The sequence below is a fragment of the Paenibacillus sp. JCM 9796 genome (genome assembly GCF_055379675.1).
Genome location: NZ_AP043723.1, coordinates 588,043 through 614,014, shown reverse-complemented (window position 1 = coordinate 614,014; position 25,972 = coordinate 588,043). Strand labels below are relative to the sequence as shown.

22 protein-coding genes and 1 pseudogene are annotated in these 25,972 nt (G+C 58.3%); 18 read left to right on the top strand and 5 right to left on the bottom strand.

Annotated elements, in window-relative coordinates:
- The first annotated feature begins 61 nt into the window (after window positions 1-61).
- Together ACZ439_RS03120 and ACZ439_RS03115 are read left to right on the top strand one after the other, a co-directional pair.
- Window positions 62-1,153, top strand: coding sequence for a glycosyltransferase (locus ACZ439_RS03120; RefSeq protein ID WP_141334050.1), 1,092 nt, complete (start codon window positions 62-64; stop codon window positions 1,151-1,153).
- Window positions 1,150-2,229, top strand: coding sequence for a glycosyltransferase (locus ACZ439_RS03115; protein WP_464620610.1), 1,080 nt, complete (start codon window positions 1,150-1,152; stop codon window positions 2,227-2,229). The genes ACZ439_RS03120 and ACZ439_RS03115 overlap by 4 nt, the downstream gene beginning before the upstream one ends.
- A gap of 206 nt (window positions 2,230-2,435) precedes the next feature.
- Here ACZ439_RS03115 and murQ read toward each other — a convergent pair whose 3' ends face one another.
- Both murQ and ACZ439_RS03105 read right to left on the bottom strand, forming a co-directional pair.
- Window positions 2,436-3,350, bottom strand: a complete 915-nt coding sequence (gene murQ, locus ACZ439_RS03110) for an N-acetylmuramic acid 6-phosphate etherase (RefSeq protein WP_054800401.1) — start codon at window positions 3,348-3,350, stop codon at window positions 2,436-2,438.
- 118 nt (window positions 3,351-3,468) lie between these two features.
- A complete protein-coding gene (locus tag ACZ439_RS03105; RefSeq protein ID WP_196426859.1) occupies window positions 3,469-4,515 on the bottom strand; it encodes an N-acetylglucosamine kinase in 1,047 nt (348 codons plus the stop codon).
- 170 nt (window positions 4,516-4,685) lie between these two features.
- Here ACZ439_RS03105 and ACZ439_RS03100 point away from each other — a divergent pair, with 170 nt between their 5' ends.
- The 11 genes from ACZ439_RS03100 (at window position 4,686) to ACZ439_RS03050 (ending at window position 16,720) form a co-directional block, all read left to right on the top strand.
- Entirely contained in the window at window positions 4,686-5,540 is an 855-nt protein-coding gene (locus tag ACZ439_RS03100) for a MurR/RpiR family transcriptional regulator (protein WP_054798416.1), read from the top strand.
- A gap of 24 nt (window positions 5,541-5,564) precedes the next feature.
- A complete protein-coding gene (locus tag ACZ439_RS03095) occupies window positions 5,565-6,965 on the top strand; it encodes an ABC transporter substrate-binding protein (RefSeq protein ID WP_141334047.1) in 1,401 nt (466 codons plus the stop codon).
- A 165-nt stretch (window positions 6,966-7,130) separates the two neighbouring features.
- Window positions 7,131-8,051 carry a carbohydrate ABC transporter permease gene (locus ACZ439_RS03090; protein ID WP_127605697.1) on the top strand — a complete coding sequence of 307 codons (921 nt, stop codon included), beginning with the start codon at window positions 7,131-7,133 and terminating at the stop codon, window positions 8,049-8,051.
- Window positions 8,052-8,065: 14 nt separating this feature from the next.
- The gene (locus ACZ439_RS03085) at window positions 8,066-8,899 is read left to right on the top strand and encodes a carbohydrate ABC transporter permease (RefSeq protein ID WP_054800397.1); all 834 of its coding nucleotides are present in this window, start codon (window positions 8,066-8,068) and stop codon (window positions 8,897-8,899) included.
- A gap of 15 nt (window positions 8,900-8,914) precedes the next feature.
- Window positions 8,915-10,021: an ABC transporter ATP-binding protein gene (locus tag ACZ439_RS03080; RefSeq protein WP_141334045.1), complete on the top strand. Its 1,107-nt coding sequence runs from the start codon at window positions 8,915-8,917 to the stop codon at window positions 10,019-10,021.
- Between the two features lie 35 nt (window positions 10,022-10,056).
- Window positions 10,057-10,737, top strand: coding sequence for a DUF2189 domain-containing protein (locus ACZ439_RS03075; protein ID WP_464620609.1), 681 nt, complete (start codon window positions 10,057-10,059; stop codon window positions 10,735-10,737).
- 4 nt (window positions 10,738-10,741) lie between these two features.
- Complete coding sequence (locus tag ACZ439_RS03070; protein ID WP_054800400.1) at window positions 10,742-11,911, top strand: exo-beta-N-acetylmuramidase NamZ family protein; 1,170 nt, start codon at window positions 10,742-10,744, stop codon at window positions 11,909-11,911.
- A 39-nt stretch (window positions 11,912-11,950) separates the two neighbouring features.
- Window positions 11,951-13,711: a beta-N-acetylhexosaminidase gene (nagZ, locus tag ACZ439_RS03065; protein WP_464620608.1), complete on the top strand. Its 1,761-nt coding sequence runs from the start codon at window positions 11,951-11,953 to the stop codon at window positions 13,709-13,711.
- A complete protein-coding gene (locus ACZ439_RS03060; RefSeq protein WP_054800433.1) occupies window positions 13,708-14,913 on the top strand; it encodes an anhydro-N-acetylmuramic acid kinase in 1,206 nt (401 codons plus the stop codon). Before nagZ ends, ACZ439_RS03060 begins: the two co-directional genes overlap by 4 nt.
- 53 nt (window positions 14,914-14,966) lie before the next feature.
- A complete protein-coding gene (locus ACZ439_RS03055; RefSeq protein ID WP_464620607.1) occupies window positions 14,967-15,149 on the top strand; it encodes a hypothetical protein in 183 nt (60 codons plus the stop codon).
- Between the two features lie 107 nt (window positions 15,150-15,256).
- Entirely contained in the window at window positions 15,257-16,720 is a 1,464-nt protein-coding gene (locus ACZ439_RS03050) for an amino acid permease (RefSeq protein WP_127605687.1), read from the top strand.
- Between the two features lie 86 nt (window positions 16,721-16,806).
- On the opposite strand, the pseudogene ACZ439_RS03045 reads toward ACZ439_RS03050, so the two are convergent.
- From ACZ439_RS03045 to ACZ439_RS03035, 3 genes and pseudogenes are all read right to left on the bottom strand, one after another.
- Window positions 16,807-17,767: pseudogene (locus ACZ439_RS03045) on the bottom strand (ABC transporter ATP-binding protein).
- A gap of 65 nt (window positions 17,768-17,832) precedes the next feature.
- The gene (locus ACZ439_RS03040) at window positions 17,833-18,177 is read right to left on the bottom strand and encodes an ABC-2 family transporter protein (RefSeq protein ID WP_464621103.1); all 345 of its coding nucleotides are present in this window, start codon (window positions 18,175-18,177) and stop codon (window positions 17,833-17,835) included.
- A 13-nt stretch (window positions 18,178-18,190) separates the two neighbouring features.
- Window positions 18,191-18,952, bottom strand: coding sequence for a sulfite exporter TauE/SafE family protein (locus ACZ439_RS03035; protein WP_127605683.1), 762 nt, complete (start codon window positions 18,950-18,952; stop codon window positions 18,191-18,193).
- A gap of 436 nt (window positions 18,953-19,388) precedes the next feature.
- Between ACZ439_RS03035 and ACZ439_RS03030 the strand changes: the two genes are divergently transcribed.
- The 5 genes from ACZ439_RS03030 to ACZ439_RS03010 all read left to right on the top strand — a co-directional run bounded on the left by ACZ439_RS03030 (window position 19,389) and on the right by ACZ439_RS03010 (window position 25,971).
- The gene (locus ACZ439_RS03030; RefSeq protein ID WP_054798522.1) at window positions 19,389-21,164 is read left to right on the top strand and encodes an ABC transporter ATP-binding protein; all 1,776 of its coding nucleotides are present in this window, start codon (window positions 19,389-19,391) and stop codon (window positions 21,162-21,164) included.
- A 13-nt stretch (window positions 21,165-21,177) separates the two neighbouring features.
- Window positions 21,178-22,947 carry an ABC transporter ATP-binding protein gene (locus tag ACZ439_RS03025; RefSeq protein ID WP_141334067.1) on the top strand — a complete coding sequence of 590 codons (1,770 nt, stop codon included), beginning with the start codon at window positions 21,178-21,180 and terminating at the stop codon, window positions 22,945-22,947.
- Window positions 22,948-23,125: 178 nt separating this feature from the next.
- Window positions 23,126-24,226, top strand: a complete 1,101-nt coding sequence (locus ACZ439_RS03020; RefSeq protein WP_054800434.1) for a DUF7847 domain-containing protein — start codon at window positions 23,126-23,128, stop codon at window positions 24,224-24,226.
- Window positions 24,219-24,860, top strand: coding sequence for a DUF4129 domain-containing protein (locus ACZ439_RS03015; RefSeq protein ID WP_054798524.1), 642 nt, complete (start codon window positions 24,219-24,221; stop codon window positions 24,858-24,860). The genes ACZ439_RS03020 and ACZ439_RS03015 overlap by 8 nt, the downstream gene beginning before the upstream one ends.
- Window positions 24,844-25,971, top strand: a complete 1,128-nt coding sequence (locus ACZ439_RS03010) for a DUF4350 domain-containing protein (RefSeq protein WP_464620606.1) — start codon at window positions 24,844-24,846, stop codon at window positions 25,969-25,971. The genes ACZ439_RS03015 and ACZ439_RS03010 overlap by 17 nt, the downstream gene beginning before the upstream one ends.
- Window position 25,972: the final 1 nt, after the last annotated feature.

Sequence of the window (25,972 nt, the reverse complement as noted above, 5' to 3'; positions counted from 1 at the left end):
AGAAGGCATCCGTCCCTTTATTTTTTCTCCTCTCTATAACTTCCGGAAATGAGGATGATTCATGATAACCATCAGTTTGTGCATGATTGTCAAAAACGAAGAAGAAGTGTTGGCCCGCTGTCTGGATTCCGCCAAGGATATCGTCGATGAAATCAACATTATCGACACAGGCTCCGAAGACCAAACCGTGGAAATTGCGAAACGGTACACGGACCGCATTTTTCATTTTCCGTGGACAGGAAGCTTCTCGGAAGCGAGAAACCATGCCTTCACCTACGCGACGAAAGAGTACATTCTTTACTTGGATGCGGATGATGTCATCTTGGAGGAAGATCGCCGTCAATTTCTAGAGCTCAAGAAAACGTTGAATCCCGCGGTCGATTCGGTCTCCATGTTTTACAACGCCGGCACGGATGAGTTCGGCAATGTCACGCTGCGCTACCGGCGCAACCGGCTCATCAAGACGGCCCGCAACTTTCAATGGCGCGGCGACGTGCATAATTATTTGGAGGTCTCCGGCTACATTATTAATTCGGACGTGGCGATCACGCACAAGAAAACGAGACATAAAGTAGGTCGTAACCTGCAAATTTATGAGCGTAAAATCGAACGCGGCGACAAGTTCAGTCCCCGGGATTATTTTTACTACGGAAATGAACTCAGAGAAAACGGCCATTATGAGAAGGCGATAGATAACTATAAAAACAATTTGGACCTTGCCGAAGGATGGGTCGAGGATAAAATTAATGCGTGTATCAACATGGCGGACTGCTACCGGTTCCTCGGCGATTTGAAAAAAGAACTGGAGGCTTTATGCAAATCGTTCGATTACGGCAAGCCCAGAGCTGAAGTAGCCAGCCGGATGGGGTTTTATTTTTACCGGAAGCGGGACTATCGTACAGCGATATTCTGGTATGATTTAGCGACCCGGCTGCCGGCCGATACGAATCAGTGGGGCTTCAGTTATCCCGCTTACTGGACCTGGTATCCACATTTGCATATGTGCGTTTGCTATTATCGGTTGGGCGAATACGAGAACGCATACGTTCATAACGAAGAAGCCCGCAAGTACCGTCCCGAGGACACGAATGTTCTCCACAATAAAACGCTGCTTGAGGGACTCCTTACGCTGCCAAAGAAGGTGGATGAATGAATGTCCGTATTAACAGCGTGCTATTCATTCAAGTCATTCCCGATATCCGAACGAATAAAATCGCCAACGTGTTAAGCCAAGCCGGCATCCAAACCGATCTGCTCTATTTAAAGACGCATCCTGCGGAAGTTTATCGCGGCTATGCACTGCCATATTCCCGGATTTTTAAACTCCGGATGATTAAGGAAATCGTCGAGTTTGTCGATCAATCCTCCTATGATCTTGTCATTAGCTGTAATGAGCCTGACATCATCAGCGCCGTGCTGGCCTGCTCCACCAAACCTGTCATACATGATTGTCACGACATGATGTCGCTCCGCGGGGATATTACGAACGATCAAGCGATTTTGGAATTCATCGCCAATAAATATGCGTCCGCGAACATCTATGTGACGGATTTAATCAAGGAAATTGCCGTACAACGATTCGGTCTGTCGAATAAACCGGTCACGGTGCTGGATAACTATGTTCTTCGTGAACAGCTACCCCAGCAATATCTTCCGAAATTAAGCCAAACGGACGGCGAGATCCATTGCGTCTATGAGGGAGGCTTAACGAATCGCAGCGATCATCACCGTAATATCGAACCTGTTTTACTTGCCCTTGCGCAGGAGAAAGTTCATGTTCACTATTACACCCCTTTTCAGAGCTCATATTACAGCATGCTGGAGCAGAAATCCCCTTACCTGCATTGGGAAGGAACCCGGGAGCCGAACGAGCTGATTTACGAGATGACCCGCTATGACGTCGGGCTAACCGTATTGCATGTAACCGAACGAAACAAACCGTTTCTGGACAGTACATTTCCAAACAAAGCGTGGGATTATTTGGCGGCGGGGTTGCCCATTTTGTTCAGCGATTTGACCTCGTTTCAACAGTTTTTGAAAAGCTATGCCGTCGGCCGCATTTTGGACTTGTCCGGCCATCTATTCGAACAGGTTCGGGCCGCCTCCCTTATACCAATCAATCCCGGTTTTTTGAACGATTACCGTCTCACGATGGAAGATCAAAGCGATCGGCTTGTGGAATTTTTGGAAGAAGCCGTCATTTCTTTTTATAAGCGGAGCAGGGAATAGCTCCCGGCTTTATCTCGTTGTAACCTGCCCCCGCCTGCTGAGGCGGGGGAGCGCCCCTTTGAAAGAACAGGGCAGAGGTGACACAGGGGCTGCTTGAAAATAGAGGTCGGCGTTACAAATGATCTAATCAATAAAAGCCCACGGAAGGATAGCACACGTGAGCTTTTTGAGTTGTTCACGAACATACTTACGATATTTCAATAGTCCTATTTCGTCAGCAGCAGCTCTAACGATTTGCGCACGAAGCCGCCGGTTTCGGCAAGTGCGGCCTGGGCTTGGGCACAATGGACGCCTCCGAGGAGCATGACGATGGCGGTTTTGACATGGCCGCCGGAGTCGGCGAAGGCTTGTTCTACGGCTTCCTCCGAAGCATCGGTGGCGAGCCGGATGATCCGCTTGGCGCGATCAACGAGCTTGATGTTCGACGGCTGTACATCGACCATCAGGTTGCCGTACACTTTGCCCATGCGGATCATCGATGTCGTCGTCAGCATGTTCAAGATGAGCTTCTGGGCGGTGCCCGCTTTCATCCGCGTGGAGCCGAGTACGACTTCCGGGCCGACCACGGCCTCGAGCACGATATCGGCCAGCGGAACCATAGGCGTCCCCTCATTGTTGCAGATGCCGATGACCCCGGCGCCGTTCGCCTTGGCCCGTTTCATCGCGCCGAGTACATAGGGCGTCCGTCCGCTGGCTGCGATGCCCACGGCTACATCGTTCGGCCCGATTCCGTGGGCATCCACATCGGACATGCCGAGCTCTTCGCTATCCTCGGCGCCCTCGACGGGATCCTTCACCGCCTGGAAGCCGCCGGCAATCAAACCCAGCACCATATCCGGCGAGGTGCCGTAGGTCGGAGGGCATTCGGACGCATCCAGGATGCCGATGCGGCCGCTGGTGCCGGCGCCGATGTAGATGAGGCGTCCGCCTTGTTGAAAGGAGGCGACGATGCGGTCGACGGCCTGCGCCAGCTTCGGAATCAGCCCTCGCAGCACGTCGGCGACTAGACGGTCTTCATCGTTGATGAGCGTCAGGATTTGCTCGGTCGGCAGCTCGTCGATTTGTCGTGTCCGCGGATTGACCTGCTCCGTCGTGAGTGTGTGTAGCTGATGTATTTGCATGGAGATAGCTCCTTCTTGAATAATTTTTTGGGATACCGTGCTCCTGCATCAGGCAGCGGTGTCGATAGCAGTTGCTCCAGCCGCTGCAGTTGCGCCAGTTGGCTGGAGAGGGGAATGCTCACTCGCCTGGCAGGAGTTGCAGCGCCAGCCGGGCGGCGCCATAGGCGGGCGCTTGCCGCGCTTCGTGCAGCCGCAGATCCGGCCAAGCGGCCTCCAGCCGCTCGCGAAACGTCTTCCGGTACAGCTCGCTGTACCGAAAGACCGAGCCGCTGAGCACCAGGTCCGCCTGCACGAACCAAGCGTGCTTGCGCACAAGCGCGGACGTTTGCTCTGCCAAGGCTGCGGCGCTGCGCTCGATCAGCCGCCTGGCCGGCGGATCGCCGGCAGCGGCCGCTTCGATCGCATACCGCGCGAAGGCGGCGACGTCCTGCTTTTTAATGTGCGGCTGGTAGATATACCTCCGCAGCTCGACGATACGTTCCCAGCCGTATGCCTGTTCAATCATCGGCGTCATCGCCGTAGGCGGATCAATGCCGTCGTAGCTGCGCATGACCGCATGCAGCGTATCGAGACCGATGCGGTAGCCGCTGCCTTCGTCGCCAAGCAAGTGCCCCCAACCGCCGACACGGTAACAGTCCCCGTCCGGCGTGCGGCCGAAGACGATCGAGCCGGTTCCTGCGATGGCGAGCACGCCGAAACTGCGATCGAGCGTGGCCATCAGCGCTATTTCCGCGTCGTTCGTCACGAGCAGCTTCGCCTCGACGCCCGTTTGTTCGAAATAAGACCGGATTGCGAAGGTTACGCGTTCCCGATCTTCATGCGTATCGACGCCCGCCATGCCAAGACAGAGGCCGAGCTCCCAACGTTGTCCGGGCGCACCGAGCTTGTCAAGCTTTTCACACTCCCCAAGCACTTCGCGCTTGTCAAGCCCTCCAAGCTCTTCGGACCTCTCCGGCCCCGGCGTTCCCGTTCCCCCGTCGTCTTCCCGTATAGAAGAAAGCGCTTGATTCAACAGCTGGGTCAGCTCGCGAACGGCGTCGTCGAAGCCAATCGCTTGCGGATTGCTCGGCCCTCCTGACAACCGGGTCAGCTCCAGTCCTGCGGCATTGATGACGCAAATCTCCGTTTTCGTCCCGCCGCCGTCGATGCCTACAAACAGCTTCACGAACATCACCTTCTTGCCACGTCATGTAAGATTATGTTTAAAGTATATACGAAAAGGCTTGTCCGTGTAAAACAAAATTTTATTATTGAAATATATGTTGAAATAAAGTTTCAGAGGCTTTATAATTGGAGTCAGTTGGAAATGAATTCTGGCAAGAGGGGGTGAGGGAGTTGAACGGCGGACTCGTCCGGTTAAGAGAAGCCCTGCACGATCTGACGCCATCGGAGAAGAAGGTGGCGGAATATATACTGGGCGATCCCAAAGGCGTTATTGCATTATCCGTAGCGCAGCTCGCGGAATACAGCGGGTCCAGTCAAGCCGCAATCGTGCGGTTGTGCAAGTCGCTCGGGCTGAAAGGGTTCCCGGATCTGAAGCTGAAGCTCGCGGGCGATTTGCAGGAGTCGGCCAAGGTGCCGGAGATGCAGGGCTATCAGGAAATCCGGCCGCATGACTCGATCTCGACTTTGATTCAGAACGTGTCGGCGAACAACATTCAGTCGATCCGCGACACCGTCAAGATTTTGGACGAAGCGATGGTAAGTCAAGCGGTGGAGGCGTTAGACCGGGCCGAGCGCATATTTTTCTTCGGGATCGGGGCCTCCGGATTGATCGCGCAGGACGCGCAGCACAAGTTCCTCCGTATTAACAAGACGGCGTTCTCGTTCGCCGACTCGCACGTGCAGTTGATGACGGCGGTTACCTTGACTCCCCGTGACGCTGCGGTAGCCATCTCTTACACAGGTGAAACCCGCGAAGTGATTACCGCATTGAAAGCGTCTTCAGAGCTGGGCGCCACGACGATCAGCATTACGAAATACGGTACGACGACGCTCCACAGCTACTCGCAAATTCCGCTCTGCATCTCTTCCACCGAGAACGAAATTCGCAGCGGCGCGATGGCTTCCCGCATCACACAATTGAATGTGATCGACATTTTGTATTTGGGAGTCGCCAGCCGCAACTACAACCAGTCGGTTCAATACCTCGACCGAAGCCGGGCGGTCATACGCGATTTGAACAAATAACCACAAACCAAGGGGGATTTAACGATGAAGCGTACGAAATGGCTGTCTTTAATGGTAATCAGTGCTTTGGCCCTAACAGCTTGTAACAACGCCGGCGGCGGTGCGGGAGAGACTGGAACGGCGGGAACGAAGACCGGCGAGCAAAGTGCGGCGCCGACCGACGATAAGAAGCCGGATACCGTCAAAGTATGGACGTATCCGGTGCATGCCGCGTACGAAGACGATCTGAAACAGCTTGTCGCTGATTTCACCAAAACGAACCCGCATATTAAAGTCGAGTACGAAATGCTGTCTTGGGCGGAAGGTCCGAAGAAGTTCGACGTCGCGCTTAACGCGGGCGATCCGCCGGACCTGTATTTCCACTCCGTCAGCGGTCAATACGTGAACACCGGCCTTGCCCTTCAATTGGACTCTTTCCTAACTAAAGAAATTAAAGACGATTACCAGCCGGGAACGCTGGAGCTCGGACAAATCCAGGGCAAACAGTACGGCCTCCCGCTGTACCAATTCCAATGGGCTTGGGGCGGCAACAAGCGCATCCTGGAGGAAGCCGGCATCGATTGGAAGAAAATACAAGCGAGCGGCTGGACGTGGTCCGAATTTAACGAAGCGGCCAAGAAGCTGACCAAAAAACTGCCGGACGGCTCTACCCAATACGGTCTCGTTACAGACGGCACGAGCCTTGACTTCATTCAAATGCTCTCACGCAACGCCGGGATGCCGGATGTGCTGGACAAAGACGGGAAATTCCAATGGAACGACACCCGGATTCTCGATACGATGAAATTTATCGAAGGACTGGTCAAAACCGGCGTTATGCCGAAGGAGAGCGCTGCCCTGGCGCCGCTCAAACGGACCGAAATGTTCTATGCCGGCCAAGCGGCGATCATCAGTAAAGCGATTCCATACTACGATGTCATGATCCAAAACCGCAACAAAGACATCGACGCTGGTAAAGTGAAGGGCGAGAAAATCGAGTTCATTCTCCTGCCTGTTCCGCACCACGACAACCAGCCGGCCAAGACGACGATGGGCGGCGAAGGCTATGTGGCCTTCAAGCAAAAGAACGATAAAGGCGAGCAGCACGCGAAGAACACGTTCCTCGTGATGGAAGCGCTCAGCGGAGCCAAAGCGGGCAATTCCGCCAACGAGCTGTCCCTGCCGTTCGTACGCAAGTCGCAAGCGAAGGAATTCGAAGGCAAGGGCAAAGCGAGCCAAGTGAACTCGGAGGCCGCCCAAGCGATGGCGAAAAACATCTCGATGCCGGTCGATCTCAGCATCGATGTCGATAAAGCCGCGAAGATGAAGCAGTTTAACGAGCAAGTGGTGAAACCGACGTTCCAGGCGGTGCTGGCCGGCGAGAAGACCGCCGATCAAGCGGTGGAAGACTTCAAGAACAAAGGCAAGCAAATGTTCGGCCAATAATTCAAGGGAAAACAGGAAACTGAGGCGAAGTACAAAGGGGAAGCCGTCCGATGAAGCTTAACGAAAGACGGACAGCCCGAAAGGGTAAGGCTTCCCCGTTTGTGCTTTCTTTCTTTCCTTTCAGAATGAGGACGAATCGGCTTTTTCGGCGGAAAGGAGACCCTCATGCAGCAAACTTCGGTTGCACGGCCCGTACCGGCACCAAGTCCCCTCAAGCGTTTTTGGCGGGAGTACGGGTGGGCGTATGCATTCATTGCGGTACCGGTGCTTTTGTTTCTCGTGTTTACGTTATATCCCGTCATCTCGGCGTTTATTATGAGCTTTCAGGAATACGGCATTCTGCAGTCCAAATGGGTCGGGGGCAGCAACTATTCGCGGTTGGTGCACGACGAAGTGTTCTGGAAATCGATGAAGAACACCGTCATTTTTACCGTCGGCACGGTGCCCGTCAATATTGTCATTACGTTCGGTCTCGCCTATCTTATATTTCAAACGAAAAACAAGTGGCAGACGTTTTTCAAAGCAGCGCTTTATTTGCCGACGGTCGCCTCCGGCGTCACGCTGTCGCTTGTTTGGCTGGCGATGTTCGACCCGACCTCGGGCGGCTTGTTCAATAAGGTGCTCGCTCTCTTCGGCTTGGAGCCGGTCATTTGGCTCGGGCAATCGAGCTCGGCGCTGTTTTCGCTCATGCTGATGACCTACCTCGGCTCACATGGCAGCGGCATTATTTTGTATTTGGCGGCGATGGGGGGCATCCCGAAGTCGCTGTACGAAGCGGCGGACATCGACCACGCGAGCGGCTGGACGCAGTTCACGAAGATTACTTGGCCGCTGCTTAAGCCGACGACGCTCTATTTGCTTGTGACGGGCGTTATCACATCGTTTCAGGTGTTCATCAGCGTGTACCTGATGACGCAGGGCGGTCCGAACTTTGCGACCACGACGATCGCCTATTTGATTTATGACACCGCATTCGTCTACTACGATTTCGGGCTTGCCTCCGCGCAGTCGTTCGTGCTGGCGGCGATGATCGTGATCGTGTCCGTCGTGCAATTCAAATACTTCTCGACGGATATCGAGTACTAGAGGGGGCAATCGCGATGAAAACAACCAACAAAACGATACTGATTGCTCTCGGCGCGGTAATTCTCTCATTTTGGGCGTTCATCACGGTCATTCCGCTGTATTGGATGTTCATCGGCTCCTTTCAGGATTCGGCAGCGAGCGCGACGTTCAAGCCGCAGATGATTCCGGACATCTGGTCCATCGCGCCATACGAGCGTTTCTTCGACAAAACGATGGCGTGGCGCTGGCTGGTTAACTCGCTCTTCGTATCGGCGGTGCTGACGGTAACGAACCTGTTCTTCGCCTCCTTGGCCGGATACGCGTTCGCGAAGCTGAAGTTTCCCGGTAACAAGTCGATTTTCTGGGTGCTGCTCAGCACGATGATGATTCCCTCACAAGTCACGCTCATCCCGCTCTACATTCTCGTCATCAACATGTTTAATTTGGGCGACACGTATACGGCGATCATTTTGCCGGCGCTCGTCGGGGTGGGCAACATCTTCCTGATGAAGCAGTACATGTCCACGCTGCCTACGTCGCTCATTCATGCGGCGCGGATCGATGCGTGCAGCGAATTCGGCATTTTCTACAAAATCATTCTTCCGATGGCGAAGCCGGGGCTCGCGGTGCTCGCGATCTTCACGTTCGTAGCGCATTGGAACGATTTCTTCTGGCCTTTGCTCGTCACGCGCAGCAATGAGATGCGGACGATTCAGGTAGGCTTGGCCGGCTTTAAGTTTGCGGAATCGACCGACTACGGCGCGATCATGGCCGGGGCGACGATCGGGGCGCTGCCGATGATCGTATTGTTTTTCGCCTTGCAAAGGTATTTCCTGCAGGGCATCACCATTGGAGCCGTTAAGGGCTAGCTGGGAGGAGAACGTATGGCTCGCGTTGTATTCGAAAATGTCCGTAAGGAATATGAGGATGTCAAAAGAGGCAGTTTTACGGCGGTAGCGGGCTCGAGCTTCGTCATTGAGGATAAAGAATTCGTCGTGTTCGTCGGCCCGTCGGGCTGCGGCAAGACGACGTCGCTGCGAATGATCGCCGGACTGGAGCAGCAGACGAGCGGCGATATTCTGATCGGCGACCGGGTAGTCAACCAGCTTCATCCCAAAGACCGCGATATCGCGATGGTGTTTCAAGATTATGCGCTGTATCCGCATATGACCGTTCGCGAGAATCTGTCGTTTGGTTTGAAAAATTTGAAAAAAAGCAAAGCCGAAATCGAAGAGAAGGTGAAGTCCGCCTCCTCGATCCTGGGCCTTGACGAGATGCTCGAGCGAAAGCCGCGGGAGCTGAGCGGCGGGCAGCGGCAGCGCGTTGCCGTCGGACGCGCGATCGTCCGCGATCCGCAGGTGTTCTTGTTCGACGAGCCGCTGTCCAACCTGGATGCGAAGCTGCGCATTCAGATGCGCGTGGAGCTGTCGGAGCTGCACAAGCGGCTCGGCGCGACGATCGTGTACGTGACGCACGATCAGGTTGAGGCGATGACGCTCGGGGAGCGCATCGTGGTGATGAACCACGGCGTCATCCAACAAATTGCGCCGCCTACGGAGCTGTACAACAACCCGAGCAACATGTTCGTCGCCGGGTTCATCGGCTCCCCGGCGATGAACTTCATCGACGCGCAGATCCAAGGGGACAAGGCGATCGTGGAAGGCGCGGCATTCACGCTGCCGGAGCGGATGGCAAGGAGCATGAAGGCGTACGAAGGACGGAGCGTTATCTTGGGCATTCGCCCGGAGCACATTTTCGGCGAAGACTTTGCGCTGCACGTCTCTCCCGAGCACAAGCTGTCGGCTACCGTACAGGTCGTCGAGCACCTGGGCTCGGAAAATCTGGTTTATTTCCGTGTCGGTGAGCGGATGGTAACGGCTAAGGTGCACCCGGAGACGAATGCTTCGATCGGACAGCTGAAGACGTTCATTATCGATCTGAGCAAGGCGCATTTCTTCAATCCGGATACCGAAGTGCGCATCATACTGTAACGATTGCGGGGCTTGAATAAGGAGGGAAAGGCTGCATGCGCAGTTTAAGTCAACTGATCGTACAGGCCGGCGGCCTGGTGTACCGGGAGATGATCGCGATATTTCTGTTCAGCGCGGTCAGCTCGGCTGTACTGATGCCGCTCGTATTTTTGTTCTCGGCGGGAACGGCGCTTCTGCTGGTGCCGGTCGTCTATGCTCCGCTGCTGGCAGGCGTCTTCTATGCGGCTCACCGGATGGTGGCGGGCGAACGGCCGAGGCTGAAGGATGTGTTCGCCGGGGCGGTTCGTTTCTTCATCCCGTCGGCCGTTTTCGGCCTGCTGTGCTCGTTGTTCGTGCTGATTCTGGCCTCCACCTGGTGGTATTACGGGCAGAAGGACGGCATGCTGCACTGGGCCCTGGCCATCTTCCAGACTTACTTTGTGACGATGTTCTTCGTATCTCAGCTGTATACGCTGCCGCTCATCGTGCAGGAGAACGAGCCTGTATTTCGCGCCGTAGGCCGCAGCGTGAAGCTGACTGTCACCCATCCGGGGTATACGATCGGGGCTTTCCTGCAGCTGCTGTGCGTCACGGTGCTGCTCGGATTGACCGTCGTCGGTTTCGCCTTCCTGTTTGCCGGAATGGCGGCCGTATACTCGAATATGGTTGCCCGTAACGTGCTCGCCGGGCGCGAGGAGAAGGCGGAGAACCAAGGCGGGAAGACGTGGGGGGCATAGCCGGATGAAGGCGCGGGTTACGGCTGGCGCCGATCTGCTTCCTCGCATCGCGGCGAAGCTGAGCGGGCTGCGACTCGGCTTGCTGACGAACCCGACGGGCGTGGACGCCCGTTTCCGGACGACGCTTGCCGCGTGCGCGGAGATGCCTTCGGTGCGGTTGTCCGCGCTCTTTGCCTGCGAGCACGGCTTGCGCGGCGAACGGCAGGCCGGCGTTCGCTTCGAAGACGAAGAGCATCCGGAGCTCGGCATCCCGGTCTACAGCTTGTACGGCACGCGCAAGAAGCCTGACGCCGCCATGCTGGAAGGCGTCGATGCCGTGCTCTTTGACATTCAGGATACCGGCGTCCGGTTCTATACTTATTTATCGACGCTTGTGTACATGATGGCGGCTTGCGCCCAAACGGGGCGTGCGCTGTACGTGCTGGACCGTCCGCATCCGCTCGGCGCCCTCCGGGCTGAAGGCGGGCTGCTGCAGCCCGGATACGAGTCAATGGTCGGGGCGGTCGCCGGAACGCCGTATGCGACAGGCATGACGATCGGCGAGTACGCCGGGTGGGTTAACGACCGGCTGGAGCAGCCGTGCGCGCTGACGGTTGTACCGATGGAAGGGTGGAAGCGGGGCATGCGGTTCGATGAGACGGGCTTGCCGTGGATCGTGCCGTCGCCGAACGTGCCGACGCTTGACACGGTTCGCGTCTACGCAGGCACCTGTTTGTTCGAGGGCACGAACGTTTCCGAAGGACGAGGCACGACGCGTCCGTTCGAAACGGTAGGAGCGCCTTGGATCGACGGCGAACGGCTCGCGCGCGAATTCGCTTCGTTCGGACTGGCCGGGGTGCACGCGCATCCGCTTTATTTCTCGCCGACGTTCTCCAAGCATCAGGGCGAGCTGTGCGGAGGGGTTCGGCTGTATGTGACCGAGCCGGATGTTTTCGAATCGGTCCGGGCAGGTCTGACGCTGCTCCGGTCGATGCAGAAGCTGTACCCGGAGACGTTCCGGTTTCTTCCCCCGGTCCGCGAAGGCGGAAAGGCGTTCATCGATTTATTGACGGGGGATTCGCTGGTAGCCGCCGAATTGGCGGAAGACGGCGGACTGCGCCGGGTGCTGGACCGTTACGAAGCCGACATAGAGGGTTGGAAGAAGGAGCGGAGCGGTTATTTACTGTATATGTAATGCACTTTATTTAACAACCCGGAAGGGGAGGAAATCGGGATGGACGTAGTGGAACGGAGCGCGGGGGAAGCAGGGGACAAAGCGGAAACAGCGGCTGTAGCGGCTGCGGAACTCGTGAAACGGATGACGCTGGAGGAGAAGATCGGGCAAATGGTGCTGTGCGGCTTCACCGGCACGGAGCCGTCGGCCGATATCGAGCGGTTGATTCGCGACGAAGCGGTCGGCGGCGTCATCTTGTTCGCCCGTAATGTGCAGAGCACGGAGCAGGTGGCCCGGCTCAACCGGTCGCTGCAAGCGGCCGCATCGATCGCCGGGCGGCTTCCCTTGTGGATCAGCATCGACCAGGAGGGCGGCATGGTCGCGCGGATCACCGACGGGGTCGCGCTGATGCCGGGTGCCATGGCGATTGCGGCCGGCGGCTCCGCCGAAGACGCCTATGAAGCGGCTTCGATCAGCGGCCGCGAGCTGAAGGCGCTTGGAATTAACCTGAACTTTGCCCCCGTTCTGGATGTGAACAACAATCCGGCCAACCCGGTTATCGGGGTGCGCTCCTTCGGCGAAGATCCGGGCCGCGTGGCGGAATTAGGCGTTGCGACGATCCACGGGCTGCAAGAGGCCGGCGTTGTGGCGACAGCCAAGCATTTTCCCGGCCACGGGGATACGCATGTGGATTCGCATCTCGCTCTCCCGACGGTCGCGCATGCGCTCGAAAGGCTGGAGCTGGTTGAGCTGCGGCCGTTCCGGGAGGCGATCGCGGCCGGCGTCGACGCCATCATGTCGGCGCATATCGTATTTCCGGCGTACGAGCCGGCGAAGCTGCCGGTGACGCTGTCGCATGCGGCGCTGACCGGTCTGCTTCGCGGGGAGCTCGGCTATCAGGGCGTCATCATGACCGACTGTTTGGAGATGAACGCAATCGCCGAGCATTTCGGCACGGTGGAGGCTGCCGTTATGGCGGTCGAAGCGGGGGCCGACCTTGTGCTCATCAGCCACAGCCATGAGCGTCAGCTGGGGGCGCTGGAAGCGCTGCGGCTGGCGGTGCTAGCCGGACGCATCCGCGAGGAGCGCATCGACCGCTCGGTCGAGCGGCTGCTGGCGCTGAAGGCGCGGCGCGGCGTGCTGGCACCGGCCGCGGCTGGCGGCGTGCCGGGGGGAACAGCGGCAGAGGAGCCGCAAGACGAAGCGGTCGAGCCGGCTCTTGTGCCGCCGCTCGTTGGCTGCGAGGCGCATCTGGCGGCGGCGCAGCGCATCAGCGAAGCGAGCATCACGGTCGTGCGCAACGAGCGCGGACTGCTGCCGCTTGCGAAGGACCGTTCGCTGGTCGTGATCTCGGTGGAGGCTGCCGTTCAATCGGAGGTCGACGAGCTGCTGGAGGCCCCGCTTTCGCTGGGCAAAGCGCTTGTGGAGCTCGGCGCTTGCGAAACGGAATGGCTCGTGCCACTCCGCAAAGTTGGCGAGCTCAAGGAGGAGCTGGTGCGCAGCGCGCTGTTCGCCGATCAGGTCGTCGTGGCCACGTATAACGCCTATTTGGAGCCGGATCAGGCTGAATTGATAAGGGCGCTGCAGGCAAGAGGGAAGGATCCGATCGTCGTCGCGCTGCGCAGCCCTTACGATCTGCTTGCGTTTCCCGATGTCGGCGCATTCATGGCCGTTTACGAGAGCCGGCCGCTGGCGCTGCGCAGCGCGGCCAAGGTGCTGACTGGCGGCATTCCTGCCGCCGGCCGACTGCCGATCTCGCTTGGCGGGCAAGCTACGGCGGGTTCGGGTGCTGACGGCAGCCAAGGAGGAGACGCCGTATGATCCATTGGCTGCAGGCCGCTTTACACAAGCCGGAGCGTCTCATCGTCGGGCTTATGTCCGGTACCTCGCTCGACGGGATCGACGCCGCCGTCGTAAGGATCGCCGGAAGCGGGCTCGATTCGCGAATCGAGCTGGTGCATTATCACAGCGTCCGGTATGAGGAACCGCTTCGGGAGAAGCTGAAGCGGCTTTGCAGCCCGGATCACTCTTCGACGCCGGACGTATGCGCGATGAACTTTTACATGGCGGAGCGCTTTGCCGAGGCGGCGAGGGAAGCGGCCGCGGCCGCGGGGCTGCGGCTGGAGGACATCGATCTGATCAGTTCGCACGGCCAGACGATCTGGCATATCCCGGTCGCGGCGGAAGCGGCGGTCGACCCGTTCGGCGTTCGCTCAACGCTGCAGATCGGCGATCTGTCGGTGCTCGCGAAGCTGACGGGCCGGCCGGTCGCCGGCGATTACCGCACCGCCGATATGGCCGTCGGCGGGCAGGGAGCCCCGCTTACGCCTTATGGCGACCTGATTCTGTTCCGTGACGAGCACGTCGGCCGCATCGCGCAAAATATCGGCGGCATCGGCAACTGCGCAGTGCTGCCCGCGGGCGCGAAGCCGGAGCAGGTGACGGCCTTCGATACGGGGCCGGGCAACATGCTGATCGATCAGGCCGTGCTCGAGCTGACGGACGGCAGGCTGACGTATGACGCGGACGGCGCTTGGGCGGCGGCCGGACGGCCAGACGAGGCGCTGCTCGGCGAGATGCTGAGTCATCCGTACTTCGCTCTGGAGCCGGTCAAGACGACCGGCCGCGAGCTGTTCGGCAAAGCGTATGCGAACGCGTGGATGTCCCGCATGCGGGCGGCGGGCCTGCAGCCGGAGGACATCGTCGCCACGTTCACGGCGTTCACCGCCCGCAGCATCGCGCAGAGCTATCGCGACTTCGTGCTGCCCGGCCAGGCGATCGCCGAGGTCGTCGTCAGCGGCGGCGGCGCGCACAACCGGACGCTGCTGCGCATGCTTGGCGACCTGCTGCCGGGGCAGCGGGTGCGCACCGCTGCATCGCTTGGCGTCTCGGACGACGCCAAGGAAGCGATTTGCTTCGCCGTGTTCGGCAACAACCTGCTTCACGGCGAGCCGAACAATCTTCCGTCCGCCACGGGAGCCGCGCGGCAGACGGTCATGGGCAAGCTGGCGCTGCCGGAATAGCGCCGGCGAATAGGTGAACATCCCGAAACGTCAGCCCAACGGGGCCGAACCTCGTGACTAACAATCAAAACGGTTTGCAAAATCGTTATATCGTGTATATCGTGGGTGACGAAGCTCCTGATGACCATGACCATCGGGGGCTTTTTTTCATGAGCGCTGAAAGATTGGTCGCTGCGGGGCCGACCGATCTGCTGGAATCATTTCTGGAAGAATTAACTTATTGTTTCCCCGACTAATTTTCCGTAAACTAATAAATGTTTTGTAAAAAGAAGAACATAACATGACGAAGACCCTTGATTGCAGCAAGAAAATGCATCACGGCGAACGATGTCGGGGGACGACTATGGACAACAAGAAGCACACAGCAGCGCCGCAGCGGGCGAACGAATTGAAGCGCGGATTGAAGGCCCGCCATTTGACGATGATCTCGATCGGGGGATCGATCGGTACCGGACTGTTCCTGGCCAGCGGAGGGGCGATTCATTCCGCCGGTCCGGGCGGGGCCTTGCTGGCCTATTCGGCCATCGGTTTAATGGTTTATTTCCTGATGACGAGCTTGGGCGAGATGGCGGCATGGATGCCGGTATCCGGCTCTTTCAGCACCTATGCCGGCCGGTTTGTCGATCCGGCGCTCGGTTTTGCGCTGGGATGGAACTATTGGTTCAACTGGGCGGTTACGATCGCGGCGGAGCTGTCGGCGGCCGGGCTTATAATGAAGTTTTGGTTTCCGGATACGCCGTCGCTGCCATGGTCCGTCCTGTTTCTGGCTTTCATGTTCGGGCTCAATTACTTGTCCGTACGGGGGTACGGGGAATCGGAATACTGGTTTGCGCTCATTAAAGTGGTGACGGTTATCGTTTTCATCGGCGTCGGCCTGTTGATGATCGTCGGCATTATCGGCGGCGAGGCCATAGGCTTCCGTCATTTTACGGAAGGCGACGCGCCGTTTCACGGAGGCTTCATGGCGGTGCTCGGCGTCTTTATGGCGGCAGGCTTCTCCTTCCAAGGGACGGAGCTGATCGGGATTGCGGCAGGGGAGAGCGATAACCCGCGTGTCAACATTCCGAAAGCGATCCGCCAAGTGTTTTGGCGCATCCTGCTGTTCTACATCCTTGCGATTTTCGTTATCGGGATGCTGATCTCGTATACGGACCCGGTTCTGATTAACGGCGATGTCGCCAACATTGCGGTCAGCCCGTTTACCATCGTATTTCAAAATGCGGGTCTTGCGTTCGCCGCTTCGGTCATGAACGCGATAATTCTGACCTCGGTGTTGTCCGCCGGGAACTCGGGCATGTACGCCTCCACTCGGATGCTCTGGGTGCTCGCCAAGGAAGGCAAGGCGCCGCGCCTGCTGGCGTCGCTGAACCGCCGCGGCGTACCCGTTGCGGCGCTTGCCGTGACGGCGGCGATCGGGATGCTCGCGTTCTTCACCTCGCTGTTCGGCGACGGGATCGTGTACATTTGGCTGCTGAATTTGTCGGGGATGTGCGGGTTTCTCGCCTGGCTCGGCATAGCCGTCAGCCATTACCGGTTTCGCCAAGCCTTCCTGTTGCAAGGTCACTCGCTGAGCGAGCTGCCGTTCAAGGCCAAGTGGTTTCCGTTCGGGCCGTTATTTGCCTTGGTGCTTTGTTTGTTCGTCATGTTCGGGCAAGGGTATGCGGCGGTAACCGGGGAAGAAATCGATTGGTATGGCCTGCTTTCCTCGTTCATCGGCCTGCCGTTGTTTGCCGCCATCTGGATCGGCTATAAATTGAAGCATAAAACGAAAGTCGTTCCGCTCGGGCAGTGTAAGCTGACCGACTGAACAAGATGAACAAGCCGTTGAACTCCGGCCAGCTGGAGTTCAACGGCTTTTTTACAGCGGATGCCCCTTATCTCCCGGTTGTTAGGCTAGTAAACGCGATGAATCACGTCTTCGAAAGCCGGGTCCTCCATAAGAATATCGTCGGGTTTCGCCCCAGCGGCTCAGCTCCCGCAGCATGTCCATCGCTTTCGCGTCCTGCCGGTTGCCCTCGATGACGACCCCGCTTTCCGACGTTTCGGCGATGCGGAACGGCAGCGATTCCGTCTCGGACAGCGCCGGAATGTGGAAGGCGCCGCGGAAGGTGACGCGGATGACGGTCGGCAGTCCGATCATCTCGCGGAGCTGACGGGTCGTGCCGTCATAGGCGAGCCTGCCATGGTTGATGACCATCACCCGGCCGCACAGTTGTTCGATGTCGTCCATATCGTGAGTCGTGAGCAGGACGGTTTTGCCGAAGTCGCGGTTCAGCGTCTTCAGGAATGCACGGATGTTCCGCTTCGCCGAGACGTCCAGCCCGATCGTGGGCTCGTCAAGAAATAGCAGGTCGGGGTCATGCAGCAGGGCCGCCGCCAAATCGGTGCGCATCCGCTGGCCGAGCGACAGCTTGCGCACCGGCGTCTCCCAAAATTCACGCAAGTCGAGCAGGTCCGACAGCTCCTTGAGCCGACGGCGTTTTACCGAGCTCTCGACCCGGTACATCTCCGCTAAAATATCGAACGAGTCTTTAACCGGCAAATCCCACCACAGCTGGCTGCGCTGTCCGAACACGACGCCGAGCCGGCGGACGACGCGCCGCCGGTCCCGATGAGGGCTGTCCCCGCCGATGCGCACCGTGCCGGACGTCGGATGCAGGATGCCGGTCAGCATCTTGATCGTCGTCGATTTGCCGGCGCCGTTCGGACCGATGTACCCGACGAACTCGCCCGGTTCGATCGAGAAGCTGATATCGCGCACCGCTTCCTTCACCCGATATTCGCGGGAGAACAACGTGCGCAGCCCGGCCCATGGACCTTCGCGAACGACAGGGGTTTTAAATGGCTTAGACATATGATTGACTTCTATCCTCGATGGAGCGCTCAAGGTTTATTGCCGCCTCCCTAACTCCCCGTACTTTAATACTTTGTTAATCCGTAGCGCCAGAACGCCAAGCTGCCCGCCAAGCACAGAAGAGCGGCCAATGCCGTCCCCGCAAGCAGCCAGACGCCGTATTCGCCCCGCACAATGTAAAGAGAAGGGACGTAACTGACGAAGCCGACCGGCACGACGACAAGGAGCAGCGATTGCAGCCACTTGGGATAGAGCGCAAGCGGATATTGCGCGGCCGTGCGGGCGGCGTCCTCGGTGAAGTTCTGCAGCTCGGCGATCCGGGTGATCCAGAAGCCGACGGTCGCTGTGGCCAAACCGATCGAGAATAAAAGGATCGCCCCGGTCCCGATGGCGAATAAGGTCCAGGGCACAGAGGTCAAGGGATTACAGCAGCTTGATGCCGCTGAGCAGAATGATGGCGGCCATGGCGGTGCGCAGCGGCTTCGCCGGGATTTTCGCCGAGAGACGGCTTCCGAGTAGAACGCCCGGAACCGAGCCGATCAGCAGCTGGAAAGCAAGTCCGTAATGGATATGCCCGAGACCCGCATGCATGAGGCCTGCCGCCGACACGAGCAGGAAGGCATGGACGATGTCGGTGCCGACGAGCTCGGCGGCGGTAAGCCGGTAAAAGAACATCATCGCCAGCGCAAACAACGAGCCTGAGCCGATGGAAGTGAGGCCGACCAGAAAACCGAGGACAAAGCCGATGCTGATCGTCAGGACCAGCTTCCCTTCCAGCGGCTTGTCTTGAATGGCGCCGGTGGCTTCGTCCCCCAGCCACAGCTTGACCAAATTAAGCAGTGCAACGACAATGAGCATAATCCCGAGCGTATTCCTGATGATCGTATCTTGATAGGCATGCAGGGGCGGGTATGTTTTCAGCAGCAGGATCGAAGCCGCGGCGCCCGGTAGGCTGCCTAGCGCGAATTGCTTCACTAACGGCAGGTTTACGGTTTGTTGCCGTACATGCTGAACGCTGCCGAACAGCTTCGTGACCGAGCTGTAAAATAAATCAGTGGCGACGGCCACTGCCGGCTGTACGCCAATGGTGATGAGAAGCGGCGTTAAGAGTGCGGCTCCGCCAACGCCTGTCAGTCCGACGAGCATCCCGACGAAGGCGCCGATCAGGATAAGGCTGGGTTCGATAAGGCATCCCCTCCATGTGTATGGATTAAGTGCTTGTATCCTTGTTAGTGCTTATCGGTCTAATCTATGCGGGACAAGGGGGCGGCTTGCTTTTATTTTTGGCCCCGCACTCATCCCCTGTTGAAGCCCATGTACAATGGCGGTCGTCTGTGTCGCCTCGTCATCGCGCCACGCGCTAGGCTCATCGGGCGGAACTTTTTTCGCAAGGTGTTCAGCAGAGGCGGATCGTATGTTAAAATATTGAAGCAGCTTATGATCGGCATAAACCGTTTTCATCAGATTCCCGGGCTGCAGGCTTCGCGGATGCAAGGGCCGCAGCGGGCGGCCATGATGCCGTTGCTCCGAATGAAGTGCGGCCGAATCAACCTCCAGGACCGACAGTCGTTGGGTTCTGGTAGAACGACCGCCCAAAACCACCCATAGGATGTGACGCGTCTTGAGTTCAGAACGATTATTGTTCGATTTCGTACGATCCAAGTGGCGTCAGTTTGCGTTTGCAATCGCGCTCATTGCGACGGCCAACATTGTTCAGTCCTGCTACCCGAAGCTGCTCGGCAGCTTTACGGATCAGCTGCAGCGGGCAGAGTTAACACCGCCCGTCATCGTCGATTACAGCTTGATGCTGCTTGGCATCGGGGTGACGTTCGCGTTGTTCGGGGGTGTCGGCCAGTACATCATTATGCGGATCGGACGTTATTTCGAGTTTGTGACCCGCAAAAAGCTGTTCGACCATTTCACTCAGCTGAGCGAAAGCTTCTATTCGCAGCACGGGGTCGGCAAGCTGCTCAGCTACGTGATGAACGATGTAACCTCCATCCGGGAATCGATCTCGCTCGGGATCAATCAGACGACAAACGCGGTCATGCTGATTGCGGCCGCCGTCACGATGATGGCAACCAGCGCGATCCCGCTTTATTTGATCGCCGTCTGTATCGCGCCGCTGCTGATCATCCCGTTCGTCGTTGTCAAGCTTGGGCCTGTCATCCGTATGCGATCCTTAAGCGTACAGGAATCGCTTGGGAAGATGACCGAGTCGGCGGAGGAGCAGTTCGCCGGCATCCGCGTGACCAAGAAATTCGCCGTCGAGCCGATTATGATCAGGCGCTTCGGGGAGTCCGTGGACCGCATTCGCGACAACCAGCTGCGCCTGGTACGGGTATCGTCGTTATTCCAGGCGATCATCCCGTTTCTCGGCGCGCTTTCACTTGTCGTGACGATCGCATACGGCGGGTATTTGACCATCGAAAACCGCATTACGCTCGGTAATTTCGTCGCGCTGACGCTGTACATCCGGATGATGGTCAACCCGCTGCAGCAGATCGGCAATGTCATCAACACGGTCCTGCGGTCGCGGGCCTCGTTGGAACGGATCAACGACCTGCTGGCGCGGCCGGCTGACATTGCGGAAGATGAGGGAGCGAAGCCGGTCAATTTAGACCGCTCGGGCATTCGCGTCAGCGGCTTGTCGTTCGCTTATCCGGATGCGGCCAAGGATGCGCTGCACGGCATCGACTTGACGATTGAGCCGGGCAAGACGCTCGGTATCATCGGCAAGACGGGGAGCGGCAAGACGACGCTGGCGAAGCTGTTGCTGCGCATCTACGATCCGCCGGCCGGCGCGATCCGCATCGGCGGCGTCGACATCCGCGAGATGACGCTGGAAAGCTTGCGGACGCAAATCGCCTATGTGCCGCAGGAAGGGTTCCTGTTCAGCACGACGATTCGCGACAATATTGCCTTCTACCGCCGGGACTCGTCGCTTGGCGAGGTGGAACGCGCGGCGAAGCAAGCGCAAATTTACGCCAGTATTATCGCTTTCCCCGATCAGTTCGAGACGATGCTCGGCGAGCGCGGGGTAACGTTATCCGGCGGGCAGCGGCAGCGAACAAGCCTGGCCCGCGGCTTGATCAAAAATTCGCCGATTCTGATTCTCGACGACAGCGTGAGCGCGGTCGACGCGGTAACGGAGAAGGCAATAATCGAGACCATCCGCGCCGAACGCCGGAACAAGACGACGATATTGATCGCGCATCGGATCAGCGCGCTTCAGCACGCCGACGAAATTATCGTGATGGACGAAGGGCGCATCGTGCAGCGGGGAACTCATCAGCAGCTGCTGGCTCAGCCGGGGATTTATGCGGTTTTACACGCCATTCAAGAGGAGGGGAGCCACTATGCCGAAGGAATTCGGACGCCCGGTTCCGGATCCTAGAAGGGATTCGACCATGGACGGCGCTCCGGAGACGCCGACGCAGTATAAGTCGGCGTTTCGTATCTTGCTCGGCTACGCGAAGCCGCACCGGTTGACGTTCGGCTTGATGGTCGTCTGTGTGCTGCTGGCGATCGCCGCCGACTTGCTCCAGCCGTTCTTGGTCAAAATCGCGATCGACGATCATCTCATGATCGGGGATACGAATTACGGGACGCTGGTGATGATCAGCGCCGTCTATTTGGGATTGTCGTTGACGAGCTTGCTGTTCACGTACTTGCAGAACAATTTGCTCCAGCACGCCGGACAGAGCATCGTCGCGACAATCCGCAAGGAGCTGTTCGAGCACATCTCGAAGCTGTCGATGTCCTACTTCGACCGGATGCCGAGCGGGAGCTTGATCACGCACGTGTCGAGCGACACCGAGACGTTGAACCAATTTTTTAATCAAGTGCTCTTAAGTCTGGTGCGCGACGGGATGACGCTGGTGTTTATCATCGTGATGATGTTTCAGCTGGACGTGGAGCTGACCTTGTACTGCTTGATTCTGCTGCCGGTGATCGCGCTGATTGCCGTCTCTTTCCGCTCGTATATGCGCAAGACGTACCAGATGGCGCGGACGAATTTATCGCGTATGGTGGCGTTCGTCGCCGAGAATTTGGCCGGGATGAATGTCATTCAAGCGTTCCATCAGGAACAGGAGCAGCAGGGGCAGTTTACCGATAAAAACCGCAGCTACTATCGCTCGAATTTGCGCGAGATCCGCACGAGCGTCCTGTTTAACCGCTCGTTCGATATGCTCGGCAACTTGTCGGTCGCGTTCGTCACGTGGCTCGGCGGCATCGCCGTATTCGACAAAAGTATCGAATTCGGCGTGTTGTATGCGTTCATCACGTACATCCGCCTGTTTTTCCAGCCGATCAACACGATTACGCAGCAGTGGAACACGCTGCAATCGGCTACGGTGTCGGTGAACCGGATCTGGCATATTTTCTCGGAACGGCCGGAGGTGAGGGATGCGGCGAAGCCTGCCCGCATCGATCTGGGTTCGGTGCGCGGGAGGATTGACTTTAACCATGTGCACTTTGCTTATCAGGAAGGCGTCCCGGTCTTACGCAATGTCGATTTACATATCCAGCCGGGCGAAATGATCGGTATTGTCGGTACGACCGGCGCGGGCAAAAGCTCGCTGATCGGCTTGCTGTGCCGGTTTTACGACGTGACCCGGGGCAGCGTGAAGATTGACGGTACGGACATTCGCGATATCCCGCAGGCGACGCTGCACCGGATGATCGGACTTGTGCAGCAGGAGCCGTATTTGTACTCGGGCAGCATCATCGACAACGTCCGCCTGTTCGATGAATCGATCTCGCGCGAGGCCGTCATCGACGCTTGTCGCTTTGTCGGAGCGGATGCGATCATCCGCCGCATGAAGGACGGCTACGACACGCGGTTGTCGGAACGGGGCAGCGGGCTGTCCGCGGGCGAGCGCCAGTTGATTTCGTTCGCGCGCATCCTCGTGTTCCAGCCGAAAATTTTGATTCTCGACGAAGCGACGGCCAATCTGGACTCGCATACGGAGCAGCTCATCCAGTCCGCGCTGCACGTCGTCTCGCAAGGCCGGACGACGCTTGTCATTGCGCACCGGCTGTCCACGATCATGCAGGCGGACCGCATCCTCGTCATGCGCCAAGGCGAAGTTGTCGAGGAAGGCGACCACCGCGGGCTGCTCGAGCTGCACGGCTACTACGAGCAGCTGTATTTGCACTCGCAGAGCGCGGGGTAAGGCAAGCGCGCTGCTTTCAGAGCTTGGCGCCCATTACACGAACAAAGAAGTCGGCTTTTGCCCGGTGCTTCCCGGGGAAAGCCGGCTTTCTGTTTGTTGCGGCGGCTGTAATTTTTGGTGCCACGGCTGCTGCCTTCGTGTATAATTATGGCGAATATGTAAGCGGGAGGATGCCAGGATGGAATTATTCAACAAGCCGATGGGCGTCGGGACGATTTTGGACAGAAGCTTTCAGCTGTACCGCAAACATTTCACCATGACATATCTTCTTGCGTTATTGTTCTTCGGACCGTTTTATTTCGTGCAAAACGTGCTGTTGTACGACATGAGCGGCGTTTCGTTCCTCCCGCAAAGCGAGCATTCGATTTCCGGTTCATTCGATCTTTTCTTGAATGGCAACAGGAGCGGACAGGCGGAAATGTCGGGCGGGCTTGCCGGGCTTGCCCTGCTCATGCCGCTGTATATACTGGCGTTCTTTCCGTCGTCGGTGGCTGCGCAGCTGCACTTGGTGAACGCGGCAGGCAAAGGCGAGAGCATTCGTTTCGGAGACCTGCTCCGCCAATCGTTCACGCCCTATTGGCGGATGGTCGGCAATACGTTTTTGTTCGGCTTGATTGTAACCGGGATCTATATCGGCCTAATTATCGTGTTTGTCGCTGTGTTCGGGGTGCTGGCCATCGTCGGCACGGGTTTCGGAGCAGCCTTTACGAGGATGGGCGCCGATCCGTTAGGCGGCGGCATCGCGTTTGTGGCGCTGATCGTCATTCTCTATTTGCTTGCGCTTTTCGCTGTGCTGGCCGTTGTCAGCTACTTCGTCGTGCGATTCGGCTTTTATTTGCCGGTTGTCGCCGTGGAGAAGGAGAGACAGGCGCTGCGCCGCAGCTGGAGGCTGACGAGGGGCAGCTTTTGGCGTATATTCGCCATTTATTTGGTGTTGACGGTCATTTATACCGTATTTCTGCTCGGCATCTATGCGCTTCTTGTGTCGGTGTTCAAAATGTCGCTGCTCGGCCAGCTGATCTACGTCCTGTTGTCTCTGCTCATCACGCCGTTCTACATGATCCCGTATGCGGTCATTTATTTCGATCTGCGCTTGCGCAGCGAGGGCACCGATTTGGAACAGATGCTTGCCCGCAGCCTGCCGAACGTGAACGGGCATAAGGACCCGGATGCGGCGATGCCGGGCAATGCAGGTGATGATCGTCCGGAGGACGAGGGCCCGACCGACTGGAGCGCCGTGGAGACGAAAATGACCGAGACGAAAAAGACCGATGAATAAAGCCGAAGTCCAGACGGATAAAGAGAAGCTGCAGGAGATTCTAAACCGCGACGAATATACCGCCTATATGCGGGAACGCAGCGGCAACCCGATCTTCGAATGGCTGCAGGAGAAGCTGGAGAAGATTGCCGACCTGTTCCCGGAGCTGGATATAGCGCCGGGAACGCCGAATGTGGTCGCGTACCTCCTGTTGGGCTTCCTGCTGGCCGCGCTGGCCGCCGCCATCCTGTGGATGATGCGCCTTCTGATTCTCGAGCGGCGCAGCCGGCGCCGGATTGTTTTCCGCAGCGCAGTCGAGCTGGACCGGTCTTCCGCAAGGCTGGCCGAGGAAGCGCAGCGGTTCGCCGCCGCCGGGGATTACCCCGAAGCGGTGCGGCACGCGTTCCTGGCGCTGCTGCTGCTCATGAATGAACGGGACTGGGTACGGGCCCAGACGTGGAAGACGAACCGCGAATATGCGGAGGAGCTGCACGACCGCGAGCCTGCCGCCGCCCGGTCCTTTATCGAAGCGGCCCGGCTGTTCGAGCATGTGTATTACGGACGCGGAGAAGCAGAGGCGCGCGATTACGAGCGGATGACGGAGCTGCTGGCTTCGCTTGTCCGGGAAGGGGCGGGTCATGCTGAAACGAAATAAGACGCCGATTGCTCTCGTCCTTAGCGTCGCCGCGTTTCTCGGCATCGGCTGGCTGCTTGTCCGGCCCGATTTGCCGGATCTGCCGGCCTATGTGTCGGTTTCGGCGGATCGCGACGGAACGAAAGCGTTATATACGTTGTTGGAAGAGAAGAACGTCCCGGTTAAACGATGGCAGAAGCCTTGGCGGTTCTTGCCGAAGGCCTCCGGACAAACGCTGGTGCTCCTTCAGCCTTACAGCTTGACGGAGCGGGAGCGGGAAGAAATCGCGGGCTGGGTGGAGCGGGGCAACGAGCTGCTGGTGTTCGACAGTTCTCCTGAGGGCTGGACGACGTTTCCCGCAGCGGCACTGGACGAACCGGACCCCGGCGTCGTCCCGGTAACCGATCTGCGCCGTCCGGCCGAGACGGGGTTCACCGGCAGCGTCGCGTCCGCTTACCGGCTGGACGCATCGAGCGGCATGGAGCCGGTGCTTCGCGATGCGCGCGGGGTGATCGGCGGCCATCTCGCCGTCGGCGAAGGCAGCCTGAGCCTGTTCGTCGTGCCGGAATGGACCATGAACGAGCATGTGCTTGAGCATTCGCACTTCGAGCTGCTGTGGCCGTATTTGAACCGGCCGAGCGGCGCGCTCTGGGTTGACGAATACCACCACGGCCTGCAGGACAAACCGGGGCTGCTTGCCGTGTACCCCGACTGGTTGCTCGCCGTGCTGCTGCAGCTGCTGCTTGCCGTCTTGCTATGGCTGTGGCGGAAAGCGGTCCGCTTCGGACCTGCCTTCACGCCGCGCGCATGGACGGTGCGGCGCGGCGACGAAACGCTGCTGGCCGCGGCAGGCTGGTACGAGCGGGGCAGGCTGACCCGTGAAGCGCTGGCGCATCAGGAGCGGTACGTGCGCAGCCGGCTGCGCGCCAGATTCGGCGTTCGCACCGACGCATCCGACGCCCAGGTGCTGGCCGCAGCCAAGCGTCACTGGGATAAGGCTGCGGTGGACCGGCTCGCGGCGCTGCTCGCTTGCTGGAGGGCGGCGGAGGAAGCCGTGTCGTATACGCCGAAGCAGTTGGAGATGGACAGCCGGAAGGCCGATGAAGTCATCCGCAATCTGGAGAAGGAGTGAA